The 15365-nt window shown below is 50.1% G+C and carries 16 protein-coding genes; 4 read left to right on the top strand and 12 right to left on the bottom strand.

What is annotated here, in order from left to right; genetic code table 11:
- Positions 1 to 61 precede the first annotated feature (61 nt).
- Positions 62 to 913 carry an alpha/beta fold hydrolase gene (locus tag ACY2IG_RS08595; protein WP_290771975.1) on the top strand — a complete coding sequence of 284 codons (852 nt, stop codon included), beginning with the start codon at positions 62 to 64 and terminating at the stop codon, positions 911 to 913.
- Here ACY2IG_RS08595 and ACY2IG_RS08590 read toward each other — a convergent pair.
- Entirely contained in the window at positions 901 to 1569 is a 669-nt protein-coding gene (locus ACY2IG_RS08590) for a hypothetical protein (RefSeq protein ID WP_214853785.1), read from the bottom strand. The genes ACY2IG_RS08595 and ACY2IG_RS08590 overlap by 13 nt on opposite strands.
- 145 nt (positions 1570 to 1714) lie before the next feature.
- Here ACY2IG_RS08590 and ACY2IG_RS08585 point away from each other — a divergent pair, with 145 nt between their 5' ends.
- Both ACY2IG_RS08585 and ACY2IG_RS08580 read left to right on the top strand, forming a co-directional pair.
- Positions 1715 to 2251, top strand: coding sequence for a flavodoxin family protein (locus ACY2IG_RS08585; RefSeq protein WP_290750396.1), 537 nt, complete (start codon positions 1715 to 1717; stop codon positions 2249 to 2251).
- Between the two features lie 79 nt (positions 2252 to 2330).
- Entirely contained in the window at positions 2331 to 2648 is a 318-nt protein-coding gene (locus tag ACY2IG_RS08580) for a hypothetical protein (protein ID WP_290750393.1), read from the top strand.
- A 40-nt stretch (positions 2649 to 2688) separates the two neighbouring features.
- Here the strand turns inward: ACY2IG_RS08580 and ACY2IG_RS08575 are convergent, their stop codons facing one another.
- From ACY2IG_RS08575 to ACY2IG_RS08525, 11 genes are all read right to left on the bottom strand, one after another.
- A complete protein-coding gene (locus ACY2IG_RS08575) occupies positions 2689 to 2991 on the bottom strand; it encodes a putative quinol monooxygenase (RefSeq protein ID WP_214853777.1) in 303 nt (100 codons plus the stop codon).
- Entirely contained in the window at positions 2988 to 3353 is a 366-nt protein-coding gene (locus ACY2IG_RS08570; RefSeq protein WP_308101542.1) for a YciI family protein, read from the bottom strand. Before ACY2IG_RS08570 ends, ACY2IG_RS08575 begins: the two co-directional genes overlap by 4 nt.
- 93 nt (positions 3354 to 3446) lie before the next feature.
- A complete protein-coding gene (locus tag ACY2IG_RS08565) occupies positions 3447 to 3908 on the bottom strand; it encodes a YflT domain-containing protein (protein WP_035407992.1) in 462 nt (153 codons plus the stop codon).
- Positions 3909 to 3994: 86 nt separating this feature from the next.
- Entirely contained in the window at positions 3995 to 5668 is a 1674-nt protein-coding gene (locus tag ACY2IG_RS08560) for an FTR1 family iron permease (RefSeq protein WP_462618720.1), read from the bottom strand.
- Positions 5652 to 6884, bottom strand: coding sequence for an iron uptake transporter deferrochelatase/peroxidase subunit (gene efeB / locus ACY2IG_RS08555; protein ID WP_369792028.1), 1233 nt, complete (start codon positions 6882 to 6884; stop codon positions 5652 to 5654). The genes ACY2IG_RS08560 and efeB overlap by 17 nt, the downstream gene beginning before the upstream one ends.
- Before the next feature lie 2 nt (positions 6885 to 6886).
- Positions 6887 to 7705: an iron uptake system protein EfeO gene (efeO, locus tag ACY2IG_RS08550; RefSeq protein WP_329468261.1), complete on the bottom strand. Its 819-nt coding sequence runs from the start codon at positions 7703 to 7705 to the stop codon at positions 6887 to 6889.
- 134 nt (positions 7706 to 7839) lie between these two features.
- Entirely contained in the window at positions 7840 to 9543 is a 1704-nt protein-coding gene (locus ACY2IG_RS08545) for a DUF2339 domain-containing protein (protein WP_329468259.1), read from the bottom strand.
- Positions 9544 to 9682: 139 nt separating this feature from the next.
- Complete coding sequence (locus ACY2IG_RS08540) at positions 9683 to 10759, bottom strand: C39 family peptidase (RefSeq protein ID WP_462617722.1); 1077 nt, start codon at positions 10757 to 10759, stop codon at positions 9683 to 9685.
- Positions 10760 to 10942: 183 nt separating this feature from the next.
- Positions 10943 to 11992 (bottom strand): oxidoreductase, encoded by a 1050-nt coding sequence (locus ACY2IG_RS08535; RefSeq protein ID WP_462617721.1) that lies wholly within the window; start codon positions 11990 to 11992, stop codon positions 10943 to 10945.
- Positions 11993 to 12065: 73 nt separating this feature from the next.
- Positions 12066 to 12551 (bottom strand): GNAT family N-acetyltransferase, encoded by a 486-nt coding sequence (locus ACY2IG_RS08530; RefSeq protein WP_329468254.1) that lies wholly within the window; start codon positions 12549 to 12551, stop codon positions 12066 to 12068.
- A gap of 222 nt (positions 12552 to 12773) precedes the next feature.
- A complete protein-coding gene (locus ACY2IG_RS08525) occupies positions 12774 to 13646 on the bottom strand; it encodes an SDR family NAD(P)-dependent oxidoreductase (RefSeq protein ID WP_462617720.1) in 873 nt (290 codons plus the stop codon).
- A 160-nt stretch (positions 13647 to 13806) separates the two neighbouring features.
- Between ACY2IG_RS08525 and ACY2IG_RS08520 the strand changes: the two genes are divergently transcribed.
- Positions 13807 to 15270: a potassium/proton antiporter gene (locus tag ACY2IG_RS08520; RefSeq protein WP_462617719.1), complete on the top strand. Its 1464-nt coding sequence runs from the start codon at positions 13807 to 13809 to the stop codon at positions 15268 to 15270.
- Positions 15271 to 15365 lie beyond the last annotated feature (95 nt).

Below are 15365 nucleotides of genomic sequence, written 5' to 3'. Positions count from 1 at the left end.
CATGAAAAAGAAAATTAGATTAACAATAAAATGGTAAATATTAAGAGATAGGAGAATTTGGATGCATTGTATCGCAGAATGGAACGGTCAGCGCTTTGATTACCGGGATAGCGGAAGCGGTCCCGTCATTCTTTTAATTCATGGGACGCAGTCGGATTATCGGGAAATCTACCATGTCGAGAAATTGATTGCTGCAGGGTATCGTGTCATCGTACCATCGCGTCCGGGGTATGGGCGAACACCACTTCAACTCGCAGATAATCCAGAGGCGCTCGCGACATTTTACGCCGGGTGGCTCGCATCCCGTCAAATCGAACACTATACCGTTTATGGCATCTCAGCCGGAGGACCGACGGCGATCGCCCTTGCCGGAATGGATACGGGCGTTCATGCCCTCGTCTTAGCATGTGCGATGACGCATCGGATTTCACTTCCTTATCATCGCCTACTCATCCAACCGGTCTTGCAGCGTCCCTTGCAGTTCATTCAATGGGGGATTTGGGCGTATGTGAAGGATAAAATTCGGAAGTTTCCTGAAGAAGCGGCCGTCCGGATGGTCGAGATGACGAGTCTCTTACCACGCGAAACAATCCGTACTCACATCAGTGAGACGGATGCTTCGTTGTTATATGAGGTCGGTCTTCAAAATGGTCCAGGACGGGGTGTGTTATTCGATATCACGCAAGACTTAGGACAAGAGCGACTCGAAGCCGTCACGTGTCCGGTTTTGATCGTCCATTCAAAGTCAGACCGTGCTGTTCCGTTCGAACACGCGGAATACGCTCGACGAAGCATTCCGCATGCACAGTTCATCGAATCGAAGAGCCCCGGTCATCTCATTTGGATTGGTCCATCCGCGCGTCGGGATGAACGCATGATTGAACGCTTCATCGCTTTCAATCAGATGACTTGAAGCCGAAGCCGCATCTTCAACTTCTCGTCGTCCTCTTCGATCGCAACCAGTCCCCGGTTCTTCAGTTCACCGATCGCACGACGTGTTCGATCTTGATTGAGGCGGGCACAGCGGGCGATCTCGGCGATCCCCATTCGGCACGATAATTGATTGGCCTTGATTTTTGATGAAGGCTTCGCGACGGAACGTTGTAAAAGTCGCCAAAAGACGTGTCGGGCATCTTCCGACAAGGCGTAGGCGTTCTTCTCGATCACCGGTGGCATATAGCGGACATCTTCTCGAATTCGGCGAATCAGATAAAGACTGAGCCATTCTTCGAGTTCCGCTAGAATCCGTGAGAATTCGAACCACCAGAGCTGCTCGAGTACCTCTTCTTCTTTCGTCGCCAGTTGCCAATTAGCAGGAATCTCATCAAATTCTTCCTCGAGCCAATCTTCGTAATCGAGAGCCGTCTCATATAAGACTTGTGACGGAACCTGTTCGAGCGACGTCCGATGTTTATAGATATCAAAGCTCATCCGCCGAAAATGTTCGACGGATGCAGCCACTTGGCTCAAATGAATCAATTGTTTCGTAATCAGCCGCGCCAGTCCATCCATTTCGAGGTGGATGGCATATAAGTGTTTTTCTAGCGCAATGAGCGTACTTCTCTCCATTCGACTGTTCCTCCCCTATTTGTTTTTCGTCTTCTTGTCTTTTTCCGCAAAACCCTTATTCAAAACCAATTGTGAGCATATCGATGTATTGACAGTGAAGTTTGGAATAGAATAAAACAATCGAATTCAAAAGGAGATGCACGATATGTATACGATTTATGGTAGCTCACGTAAAGGAAACAGTGAATGGCTAGGTGAACAAGCGTTGAAAGGCATCCGTCATGTGGCTGTCGATTTGGCGAACGTCTCGATTCAGCCGATTGAAGACCGCCGTCATCATGGTGGCTTTTTGCCGATCGGTGATGATTATCGCCGAATCGTCGAAGCGATGCTTGAACACGATGACATCCTGTTCATCACACCGATTTACTGGTACTCGATGTCGACGAAGATGAAATTATTCATCGACCGATTCAGCGAGTCACTGCGCGACGAAGAGCTCGACTTCAAAAGCCGAATGGCAGGGAAACGATTCCACTTGATTGCCGTCGGTGGAGACGATCCGCGCATCAAAGGACAGGCACTCGTCACGCAGTTCAAGCATATCGCGTCGTTCCTCGGTGCGACGCTTGAGACAACGATTCTTGCCGAAGGGAATGCACCGGGTGAGGTCGAACACGATCAAGAAGCAATTGTGGCCATCGAGGCGTTTCGCGAAAAAATGTCAGGTGCACGTGTTTAAGCACGGATCTTGAAGGGAATTATCTGAAGCAGAGCGCACGACTGTCTAGCGTACGACTCAATTCAGGAGGTGGTCAGCCATGTTCGCATCTAAAAAACGATCGAATCGCAAGTGGAAACAACTGACTTCACGCCAGCATATCCTTCATCTTGAACATTTGTATCAATCACGCGAAGAGACGATTGTTCGTGATCGCCTCTCCTTGCAACACATCATGGAACGTGCAGTCCGGACCGGACAGACGGTCCACGTCCGATTGAAACAACTGGATATGGTATCCGGTTCAATCCAAGCGATTTTTCATGACCGTGGAACGATTGAACTCGTCACATCGACAGGTATGCGCCGAATGGTGCGAGCGTCAGACGTCATCGATATCAAGTGGAAAGCAACCTAAAAGCATTCAACCCCTTCTCGATGAGAGAAGGGGTTTTGATTTATATGAGTCCTTTGCCACCGAGCGGTTGATCTTCCAGTACACGTTCAACATGTTCAAGTAACGGACGCGCTTGCGTAATCAAGTGCTGCGTCACCGGTAAAGTTAAGGATGCTTGATGAGTAGCCGAATCCGTCCAAATTTCGCGAACATGCAAAACATCTGGCTCGTCAGAACGGCTGATGATGTAGTGCAGGCAGCCCGGATGCGTCGCAAGAGAAGCCGCAGCTTCAAGCAACAGGGCAATGACGTTGTCGCGTTGTCCGTTTTGAGTCGTAAATGTCGTCCATAATCCATACATCATGAGGTACCTGATAACGGTCGAACTTCCGCTCGCCAACCGTAAGATTCCCCTTCTGCGACTTGAGTCGTCGGATGAAGGAAAGCTAGTTCCATCGCATGATCTAAATCACGTGCTTCAAAGACGATCAAACTGCCGATTTGCTCCCCACTCGAGCGATCTGGTTCATCATTCGTCTGCACGACACCATCTCGCCAGTAAAGTGCTTGTGTCGCTAGACCCGGGTGCCAGTCTGATAAAACGTTCACTTGTTTATTAAAGGTGTTCATCAACGCATCACAACGCGACATCAAGGCGTCAATCTCTTCCTTCGATAAAGCATCCATCTGGTCTGCATCGTAATAGCCAACATATAAGAATTGCATCGTCTTTCCTCCTTTCATCCTTTCCATTCCCTTCCAAGAGAAGGTTAAACAAAAGCCTCCTGTCTCTATACTGAGAAACAGGAGGCTTACGTATCATTCATCTTTTAATTTGACATTTTGATCGGCTGGTAATGTTGTTGTCGTTTCCTCATCTTCGAGTTTCGGAACGCCAGCACCATAATCGGTTGCTTCATCCGCCACATACGATGCCGCAAACGCTGGATTCAGTAAATCAGACTTCGAACCGACGATGACAATCCGACCGTGTCGGACTTCATCTTCTAGGTCCTCGGCGACATCCTTCGTCATACCAAGCTCGGACAACTGAGCGATCCGGTCTTTCCGGTTACTCCGGACGGCTGATAATAAGGTCTCGAAGAACGACTTCTTCGTCACGCGATACGGTAACGTCTGCGTATCGTTCGCGATGCGTTCCGCGAGTTCTTCGTCTTTCGCAAAGATATAGATCTGTTTATTCGAATAACCACTTGATTTAAGGCTCGTCACTTCTGCGTCGACAGCGGTCATGTTTCGTACGATGCGCGTTTCAAGCATAAAAATCCCTCTCCTTCATGCAGCAAGCTGCTGATAAGAAGTTATACCCGAAACATAATAGTTAAAACCTGAAATTGAAAAATGGATTAAGCAGCCGTCTGGATTGCTGCTGTGCGTCGTTTTTGCCAGATCGTAAACATCGCAATCAAAATCATCAGGACGACTTGCGGGATGAGTGTCTCGATCGTCGGATAGAAGCCGATCCAGCCGGCGGTTCCGAGTCCATTGATCGGATGGATCGGTAAGACGTTTGTCAGCTGCAACGCGTGCAGACTCGTACCAAGAATCTTGAATGCCATCAGATAAATTAACCAGGATGCGACTTGGAACAAACGATGGATCGGTAAACGAACACCGATCTGGATGACCGCATACGAGACGAGTCCGATGATGACGATTGCAAGACCAATCCCGGACAACAAGGCAGTCTTCGTCATCGCTGGTGCCATTCCGATATAGAATAACAACGTCTCGGCACCTTCCCGGAAGATCGTCAAGAAACTGACGAAGAACAAGGACGTCGTTGAGAGCGTCGACAAAAAGTGTTTGCGTTTCGCGACGGCGCTTTTCGAGTGCAACCAGTAGCCGACGAACAGCATGACGACGACCGCGACGATTCCCGTATAGCCCTCGATTTGTTCGCGACCTGTTGCTGCGAATGAGGCTTGAAAGACTGTCTGCAGGATGAGGGCTAACAGACCACTTGCGATCAGACCAAGCCCGGCACCTGCCCAGACCTTACCTTCTTGTTTGGTTCGGCTTTTCCGTGCGAAGGCAACAAGTGCACTGACGATTAATAATGCTTCCAAACCTTCCCGGAGCATCACGAGCATCGCGTCGATGAACGTATAATGCGTCTTTGTTTGTAATTGTGCAATAGCATTCTCGAACGACTGGAGTTCTTGTGCCGTCTTTTGCCGAGTTTCCGGCGTCAGCCGAGCAAGTAGCAGTGGTACGTCTGATTCAAGCTGGGAATAGAGACCTTCATTTCGTGTCCGGACCTCACCTTCGGCTCGCGGCCAGGTCTTCAGAAACGATTCGAGTGCCAGCTTCGCTTGCGGCAAATCACTTGCTGCAAGCGCGGTCTGCGCCTCTTCAAGCGGTGTCAGCAGTGACTGCAGTCCTGTTTTCTTCGCTTGGACTTGTTCTCCGTCGAGGAAGGACTGGACTGCATTGTCGAATTGATCAAGTGCCGACTTCCACTCCTTCGTATCCGCAGGCTTTCGCGCCGCGGCGATCCGAATCGACGCAAGCGCCATCTCGATGTTGCCATAGTGACCGATACTGTCATTACGGACAAGACTTTCGTGCGTTGCCCAAGCGGTCAACAATCGTTGTTCCGCTGCCGGACGATCGCTCGCTTTGACTTGACGCATCTCTTTTGTCAACGAAAGTAATTGCTTCACCTTTGCTTTCGCAACCGGATCTGTCTTCGGTTTCGTGGCTTCTTCCTGCTTCCGGACGGCAGCAGAGAGTGCCGTCAGTTGCTCGCGGACTTCAGGAAACGTTGCCGATCGTTTTGCATCGACCTGTTTGACGGCTTTCGTGATTGCCGCTTGTTGATCAGGTAAATCTTGAGCAGCTTGCCCTAATTCATCGATGGCTTGATTCAGTGCCGCGCGATCTTCACTTGCGACGGCAGACAGGGCTTGTCCGATTGCGACATAGAGATCATCCGTCGAAGCAGCATGGACAGGCACCGCGTGTTGACCAGCTACAAGGAGTACAAGTAAAAGGACAAGATTACGCAAATAACGCATCACCGATGTAGCCTCCTTTCGAGATCCCACCGAAGCAGGCGAAAATGGCACTTCCACGGTGCGTGATGTATTCATTCAGTCGATCCTGCGCGGCAAGACGGCGCTGAATCGCGATGAATTGTTTTGGCGAACGCTGATACGATAAAAAGAGTAGTCCAGCATCGAGGGCACCTGTCTTCTCATCAATGCCGTCTTGATAAGAGTAGGAACGGCGTAGGATCGCTGTCTTCCCGTCTCCATGCGCGACAGCGGTATGCGAGTCAACCGGTAAGGCAGCTTCGCCACGAGCTTGTCGTTTCGCTGGGGTGACGGAAGCGAACTCGTCTGTTGAGCCGAGCGGTGCCCCGGAAGCACGTTCGCGTCCGAAAGTCCGTTCCTGTTCCTTCAGGATCGTCCGGTCCCAAACCTCGAGATGCATCTGAATGCGGCGGACGACGAGGAACGAGCCGTTCGTTAACCACGGCGTCCCGTCCTGCCACTGACAAAAGAGCGATTCTTTCCGGACTTGTTGCTTCGAGACGTCGGGATTTCCCGTGCCATCCTTGAAGCCGAATAGATTGCGCGGCGTCCCGCCAGAGGCATCTGCTGCTTTACTGCGCTGGAAGCCAGCTTGCGACCATCGCATCGCGACCGTTCCGCGCCCAACACGGACGAGGTTACGAATTGCATGGAAGACGACTTGCGCATCATCACCGCAAACTTGAACGACAAGATCACCTCCGCCCCATTTTTCATCTAAACGATCGAGATCGAACGTCGGCAACGGTTTAAGCGCCTCCGGTCGTTTATGCTGAATACCAAAGCGACCGTCAAATAGACTTGGACCGCACCCGAACGTAAACGTCAAATGACCGGCAGATAATCCGTCCGCTTCCCCCGTATCTTCCGGTGGGACGTAACGGGAGTCGGAATCGCCATATGGTAACCCAGCCGCAAGTCGGGCACATAACCGTGTCCAGCGTTTTAATAAATCAACGAGTTCATCGCGTCGCTCCGTCTTGATATCAAACGCTACGACTTGGACGTGGTTTTGTGGTGGTGTCAAAATGCCTGCCTGATACGTCCCGTAGAACGGCTCTTGATCACTTGCTTCAACAGTTAATGTCCGCGGAAGAAACTTCTCAAGACCACTGGCATACAGGGCGGCCCCGAGACTCGTCAAGCCTGCGACCTTCAGGACATCCCGTCGCGTGACGCCTTCTTGTATTGGTTTCATGCTTATCCCTCCAGTACGATGCCCATCTTCGAGAGCGGTTCCGCGAGTTCATTGATTGCGACACTCATCTGTTTGACGTCTTGTTTCGAGAGACTCGTGTAGAGGACATAGCCGTCACCCTGTTTCTTCGCATCGAGTAAAGCGTGGACATCCTTGAAGCGAGCAGCGATCTCTTTTGATAACGCCGCATCTTGTTTCTTCAGCGCCGGGTTTAACAGGTCATAGATTTTTTCAGCCCCCTCGACGTTTGCTGCGAAGTCATATAAGTCCGTATGCGAATAACGGTCTTCTTCGCCTGTCACTTTTGACGTCGAGACTTCGTTTAATAGATCCGTCGCCCCCGTGACGAGTAGTTCCGGCGTCACCTCGACCGTCTCGACCTTCGCCCGCAGTAAATGAACGTCTTTCATCAATTGCTTCGCGTACGCTTCATAGCCTTTTGTCGTTCCCTTTTCAAACAACCCTTGTTCGATCCGGTGGTAGCCACCCCACTCCGACGCTTTGACATCGCCTGCTCGCGCATCGATTTTCGGATCGAGATCACCGAACACTTCCGCGATCGGTTCCGCGCGTTCGTAATACATCCGCGTCGGTGCGTACAATGCTTTCGCTTCTTCCAGTTTGCCCGCTTGAACGGCATCGGTGAATTTTTCTGTCTCACGAACGAACGTATCGATTTCATTGATTGCATACGTCCGGTAATCGGTGACGACCTGATCGAAATTCTCCTTTTTCGGTGCTGGTTTCTCCGCTTGTTTGGCTTCACTACAACCCGCTAAGACGACCGCGAGTGCGCCTGTCATCAACAATGCTTGTTTCATCTATCGTTCCCCCTGTAAATGGTTAAGTCAGTTCCTTCATCAGTATAGACGACAATGATAATCGTTATCAATAAAAATTTTTGCTTAATAAAAAAAGCTTGAATTAGTCATTTTTGACCAATCCAAGCGCTTTGTCAGGTATTTTTTTTTCGTTTTTTGAAATAGGTCCGTGAAATAATGAACGTGACAATCCCAAAGCCAATGAAGACGAACGCTTTTTGGAACAAGGTGAGGAATGACAAGTCAAACAATAAAAGCTTGACGGCACTGATCGTCAGGAGCAACAACCCGGATAACCGCCATGTCGACGACGTCCGCATCCGACCGATCGCGACGAGCACGAGGGCAAGGACGATATAAGCCGCGGATAACGTCGTACTACGCGCTGTCTCTTCAAGACCGCGATAGAACGGTAACTCCATGATGATCAACGTATAGGTCGTAAAAACACCGATTGCCGCTAGGACAAGTACGAGTTGCCACGACCCTTTCCACCTCGGATCACGATGTGTCTGAACGAGGAGTAAGACGAACGCCGTCGAAGCTAGGACCATCGCTAGAACGGTCAAGGCGTAGGATAAACCTAGGTTTTGATAGGTTTCATAGTCAACGACAGCCGAGAAGATGAAGACGACATACAATCCGACGTTAAATAACCGTTGGTGTGGCATTCGCGCTCGTGGAACGAACCAGAATGCAGCGATTAATCCAGCAATCAAAAAGTAGCGCAGTTGATACGTCCAGCTGAGGGCATCTGCCGGAATCAAGAGGACGGCGACGAGTAAGGCGACGTGACCGACACCGTTTTGAGCGAGATCCTTCAATCGTTCAGCGAGCAGATAGGCAGTGCCAGCGAACAGAATCGCGATCAGCGTACCGAACGACCAGTCAAGGATCAGTAACGTCAGTAAGACGACACCCCCAGCGAGCCAACTTGGGACGTTCTTCTCAAACTGAATCCGTTTTCCGACGAAGGAAGTCGCACCGTAGCCGAAGAATGTCGCAAGTAAGAGAGACCATTCATCAAGTCGTGGTACCTGTTCATCAAGCCAGTAGAGCTCTAACGAGAGTAGACCGAACGCGAGTGCGATCGTAAAGATCACCCAAGCGAAGACAAACGCTTTTTTTGCCTTCAGTCGGTCAACCGCAAAGAAGATCGCTGCGAAGAGGATGACTTCGTACAATAAGAAAAGCGGTAAGTTTGGATTATCTGATAATTGCAGATACGGTAATAAGAAGCCGGTGATGGATACGAGGACGAGCAAGGCTTGCGATCGCATCCAGAGCATCAAACCGTACGCGATGAAGACGACGACGAGCTCAAGTAAGAAGGCTAAAGATGGTGGATAGAATTGATATAAGGCCATCCCGGCGAACAGTGCCGCCAAGGCGACGATCGTACCGGTCGCGACGAGTCCGACCCCGAGCTCACGTCGTTTCTTCTCATACTGGTATTCTCCAAGGGCGATGACGAGTAAACCGATCAATACCCCACTTCCGATGCGGACAGGCGGACTGATCAGACCGGCAACCGAGGCGTAGGAAAAGAGGAACAAAGCCCCAAGTGCGGCGAATATGGCTCCAATCCGGGGTAACCAAACGGTCGCGATGACCTGTTCCCAGTCTTCGCGGGAGCGTTTTTCCTTAAATGTTGGTGGAGGAACAACCGGTTTTCGTTTCGTATAAGCAGGGCGCGGAGCTGGGCGGGCGACTGTACTTACTTCTGGTTCGCTCGGTTCAGGTGCGACAGACGAAGTGTGCTGTCCTTCAAGGGCAGCCACGCGTTGGCGTAACGCTTCGACCTCCTGCTCGAGACGCGTGATCCGTGGATCTTCCATCTCTTCACTTCCTTTCATGGATACATTGTCATTCTTTTACACACCTAGCAGGTGAACTCCTTCATTTTACAGTAGTTTTCGTATCAATATGCCTGAAAATGACAAAAATCCGGTCGCGTCGGGGCGACCGGATGAGGAATTAACGAACAGATAACGCATATTGTCCCGTTTGATTGAAAACGGATGTGAACTGCGAGCGACTGACACTATACTTGCCACGATATGGATCTGAAACGTAGAACGAACCGCTCGAGACACCCGTCACAAGCATGACATGATAATTACGGTACCCTGTGAATGTTTTACCGTCTGGTTTAATCCAAGAGAAATAACCGTATGGATTTTTGAAATCGACCGTTGCCCAGACGATGACCGGGTTTCCGCTACGGATCTCACTCTCAATCTTTGAAACACCTTGTTTTGAGATATCAACGGACCCGTTGCGGTATTTTTTAGCGAGAGGTAGAATTCCTTTCGGATAGATTCCCCAGTTCTTGTAGTAGTCGAGCGTTCCAGCGGGATTACCTGTGAACATCTTTTGTGGATCTGCCCAGTAATACTTCCCGTTTTTATACGTCGCGTTCTTCATGCTTTTCGGCATTTGATTATAGAGTGACGCAGCAGAAACGGCTTTTTTCTTGTATTCGAGTGCCATCTTCAACGAGACGAACTCACAGCCAGATGGATACCCGAGTGAATATTGGTTGTAGTACGGAACGTTTAACTGCTTCGTCGTCGTCGATGGTTTTGACTTCGAAACGTATTGCGTCGAGATATAGCGGTAGCTTCCCTTGTAGAGAATCCGTGTCCAGCTCCCTGACGTGCCGTATGTCGCAACGGCAACCCCTTTATTCAGCTGTCCTACGACCTTATACTTCGTTCCAGCACCCGTCCGGACGTTAAGTGTGCCGACCGTCGTATACTTCGTTCCTGTCGACGTATATTTCGACGAAGACGATTTGACGTAGTTCTTGTGTATGTAGCCTGTGCGGGATTTGTAGCTGATTTTATACCAGCTGCCGGACGTTCCCTTTGATGTGTAGACGTTCCCTTTGTAGACGTTACCGAGAATCTTACTCGATGTCGACGGTTTCTCGCGGACGCGTAAGACATCCGTCGTCACGGTCAACTTCGTCGCGGCCTCAGCGATCAACGAAGGGCTGAGTACGCCAACGATGACAACCGCTACGAGCAATGCGGATAAGAATCGTTTCATGATAGACCCCCTATGTTTAAATTTGGTGAGACATTCCCTTATTCCCAACTTTTTGAAAAAATAATCAACATTTCTTTAGAAAAATCTGAAAAATAAGGAATGCACCTGTTCTTTATATCAAAAAAACCCGACCATGCCTATGGGCACAGTCGAGTTGTCATCAACCTGCAATCAAATTAAAATTTAATTTTGGATCGTCAAGATATAAGGTGACGGTTGCGCAAAAGCCTGTTCGAGCAGATGGGCAACAAACAAGGTATCCTCTTCTTTCACCGGAAGCGGTGCATCTTCGACGATACTACGGTAAAAGGCACGGTACAGCTTGCCGTAATCACCGACGGGACTCGGAATCCGGACGTCTTGTAAGTGACCGTGTTCATCATGATAAATCAAACGACCGTAATCGTCTTCCGAATCCTCACCGAACCCCTCTTCTCCCGGGAAGTAGTTCGCTTTCAGGTCGAGCTCTTGCCGATCGACGTGTTGTTTGATGAACGTACCGTTCGTTCCGTGTAACATCCACCTCGGTGCCGGAGCAAGCGCGACGTGACTCGTCCGAACACTGACTTTCAGCTCCGGATAATAGAGATCAATCGCAAACGCGTCGTCTGGATTATGCGGCAGTCGAACACTGCGCACGTCAAAGGCGACCTTGTCCGGTTTTCCGAACAAAGCGATGATTTGATCGAGCGTATGAACACCGAGTCCGTAAAGCGCACCGTTTTCGTGACGCGCATCAGCTGACGCCGCTTCTGGGCGGAATAGATCAAATTGCGAGACGACCTCGACGAGACGACCAAGTTTCCCGGACCGGATGATTTGCGCGACGACTTGGAAGTCGCTGTCGTAACGTCGGTTTTGATAGGCGAGAATCTTGACGCCTTGCGCATGTGCTTCCGCAAATAAACGCTTCGTCTCCTCTTCAGTCACGGTAAACGGCTTTTCGACGAGAACATGCTTTTGATGTTGCAAGGCGAGCAACGCGTATTCGAAATGGGTAGCCGGTGGTGTATTGATGACGACGACATCAAGTGCCGGGTCAGCGAGCATCTCAGACACATCCGTCGTAAAACGTGCATCTGGCAGTTGATCCTGATAGGACGCGAACAGCTCCGGTTTTTCCTTCCGATTGTAAATCCAGGTGACGTGATAGTTGTCCTCGATCATCACGTACGGTAAATGGTAACGGGTCGTACTTTTGCCAAAGCCGATGAAGCCGATATTCAATCGCATCCGATCACTCCTTGAACCGTTCTTTTTCTCTTACCATACCAAACGAAACGACCGTTGTCTTGATTGAACCGCTTCAGGCTGTCGCTTCGATGCGTTCATACTCGTAAATCGCGAACCCGTCCCGTGTTCCTTGATGGACGAAGCCGAATGACGTGTAATACGCATTGAGAAACTCGTTTGAAGCGACACAGTCGAGTCGTAGGATTTCCCCTTCGTCCTCTGTCACAGCAATCGCATGTTCCAGCAGTTTCCGACCGACTCCACGTCCTTTTGCGCGGTCGCTGACGACGATTCGATGGATATACAGACCTTCTACATCATCCCACAAGGATTGATCCCATTCGAGCGAAGGAAGCAGGGCAACGGAACCAAGCAGCTCGTTCTGATCCTCAAAGACATACAGGCGACCGGCTTCTAAATCTCGCACGACGAGTTGCTCGATGTCTTGCTCAAGATAAGCAGACCACTGGCTACTGCCACCGGCTTTGAGGGAGAGCGCTTTTTGCTCAAGTAGGGTTGCGATGTTTCGAACGTCTTTTGATGTAGCTTGTCGTATCATGTTATTCCTCCTGTTACAAAAAAATTCTTCTCTATCCTAACGAATGCGAAGCGAGAAGAAAACCTTTTTGCTTCAAGATTTCATGTTTGCCCATTATTTTGTGATTTTTTTCATATTCCACAATTTTATTTCGATGTAACGTATTCTTTAGGAGTGATCTGACCCCCAGTCGTCACAACGGTAAACGACCGGCTTCCCACGAGCCGGTCGTTTTTTTGGCGTTCAGGATAATTCGACCCAGCGGCGCGACAAATTCCGTGCTTGTGCCCGGTACTCGTCATCTTCGACGATCGGATTGCTGAGTCGAGGAGCGGAATCCGCATAATAGCCGCCGTTGTCAAGTGGGTCGTCGGTTGTTGCGAGATAGAGCGCCGTCTTCGCACCGTATTCCGGTGTATAAAGTTTTCCGGTCCAGTATCCGACTTGCGCGACTGGTTTGAGTAACGTCTTCATCACTTTGCCGTACTTGCCGCGATAGAACAGATCCGTATTGACGATCCCCGGGTGGACGCTGACGAACGTGATCCGGTCGCCGTGCTTTTCAGCTAGCTCACGCATATGAATCATTTGCATGAGCTTCGATTCGCGGTAAGAACGCATCGGGCTGTAATGTTCTTTTTTGACGTGCGCGATCGCCTCAAGTTCGACGTCGGTCCGGATCAAGCCGCCTTCACCGGCGAGAGAGGAAATCGAGATGACGCGCGGATCTTGTCCTTTTTCGAGTAAAGGTAACAATCGCTCGATCAAGTAGAAGTGACTCAAGTAATTGACTTGGAATTGCGATTCAAAACCGTCCTTCGTGACATGATACGGCGGTACCATGACTCCAGCATTTAGGATCAAACGGTCGATTCGACCCACCATGTCGAACAGGCGATCCGCAAAACGACGGACGGAGTCCAGTTGATCGAGTTGAACGATCTCGATTTCCAGTTGTGTATGCGATACACCGTTTTCCCGCAACAGTTGAACGAGTGCCGTCGCTTTTTTCTGAGACCGGACGGTCGCGATGACACGATCTCCCCGCTCCAGTAATTCTTGAATCGTGACCATTCCCATACCAGAATTGGCACCCGTGACGATACAGATGTTCATCCCTCTTCCTCCTTGATGTTCCATTTTGAACGCACTAGTCCTGCTTCTAGTTTTCCTTTTTCTATTCGTTTATACACCTTATTTTGGTGTTATTTTTCGAAATTTTCGAAAAATAACGTATACTAAGAAGAGAGCATGTCATCAAGAAAGAGGTGGTGGGATGGAAGAAGGTACGATTTTGTTCGTCGCAGGCACACTATTACTGATTGCAATCATCACGACGAAGTTCGCTGTCCGGTTAAATGTACCGACGTTGATCCTATTCGTCGTTATCGGTATCGTCGCAGGGTCCGACGTTTCAGGAATCATCAACTTCGGTGATTTTGAACAAGCGCGTCTCTATGGGACAATGGCGCTCGTCTTGATTCTATTTGACGGCGGCTTGCATACAAAATGGACACATTTCCGAAAGATTCTCCCCGCCGCCCTGTCGCTCGCGACCATCGGAGTCCTCGCAACGACAGGAATCATCGCTTTCGTCGCACATTATCTGCTTGATTTTTCTTGGCCGGTCGCGTTACTGATCGGCGCACTCGTCGGCTCAACCGATGCGGCGGCTGTCTTTTCTCTGTTAAGTGGACGACCGGTCGATGCTAAGGTCAAACATACGCTTGAAGCGGAGTCTGGAACGAATGACCCGATGGCTGTCTTTCTCACGATCTTATTCACATCGTTTGCATTGGCACCGGAATCGTTCTCGATTGGTGCGGGTATTCTTTCCTTCATCTACGAGATGGGACTTGGGACACTAGTTGGTCTTGCGATCGGGTATCTCGTCACGCAACTGCTGAACCGGATCGAGTTGCCATCGTCCGCCCTTTATCCGACGCTTCTGTTCAGTGGGGCGCTCTTCTCGTATGGTCTCGCGACGATTTTGCACGCCAGTGGGTTTCTCGCCGTCTATCTGACCGGAATCTGGATCAACAATCATGATATGATCTACCGCGAGACGCTCAAACGATTTAGTGGTAGCTTGTCGCATCTAGCAGAGATCGGCATGTTCATCATGCTCGGACTGCTCGTCTTTCCAAAACAATTACTCGATCCTCGGACCTTGTTCGTCTCGGCCGTCATCGTCCTGACGTTAATCCTGCTCGCTCGTCCACTTGCCGTCGTCTTGTCGTTGCTTCCGTTTCGGTACACGGTCAAAGAACAGAGTGTCATCACGGCAGCCGGATTACGGGGCGCCGTTCCGATCATTCTCGCGACCTATCCGCTTTCGAGTGGTCTTTCTGAAGCGCCGCTTCTTTTCAATATCGTCTTCTTCACCGTCATGACGTCTGCTCTTTTGCAAGGAACGGCCTTGCCGTGGATCGTCCGGCGAATGGGGCTAGAGACACAGCCCGACACGACGGTCGAACCGTTCCTGAAATTCATGACCGTCACGCATCCGCAAGCGGAGATCATCGAGGTCAGGGTCTCGACAAACAGTGTGATTGCCGGAAGAACGTTACAGGATATCGAGATGCCCCAGGATGTGCTCGTCGTTGCGATCATTCGTGAAGATGAAATCTTGACGCCGCGTGGTCAGACACGTGTCCTCGTAGACGATCAACTGTTGATTTTAACACCTAAACAAGCGGATCAGGACGTGCGACGGTTGATCGCGTCACTCGGAATATAGATCATTTGACACATCCTCCAGTAGGGTGTGTTTTTTGATGAAGATTGATATACTCAAAAAGGAAAATAAAGGAGGAACCTTGATGTTGAAACGAT

The organism is Exiguobacterium sp. EF_C8 (genome assembly GCF_054956715.1).
This window is presented reverse-complemented; position numbering and strand designations above follow the sequence as displayed.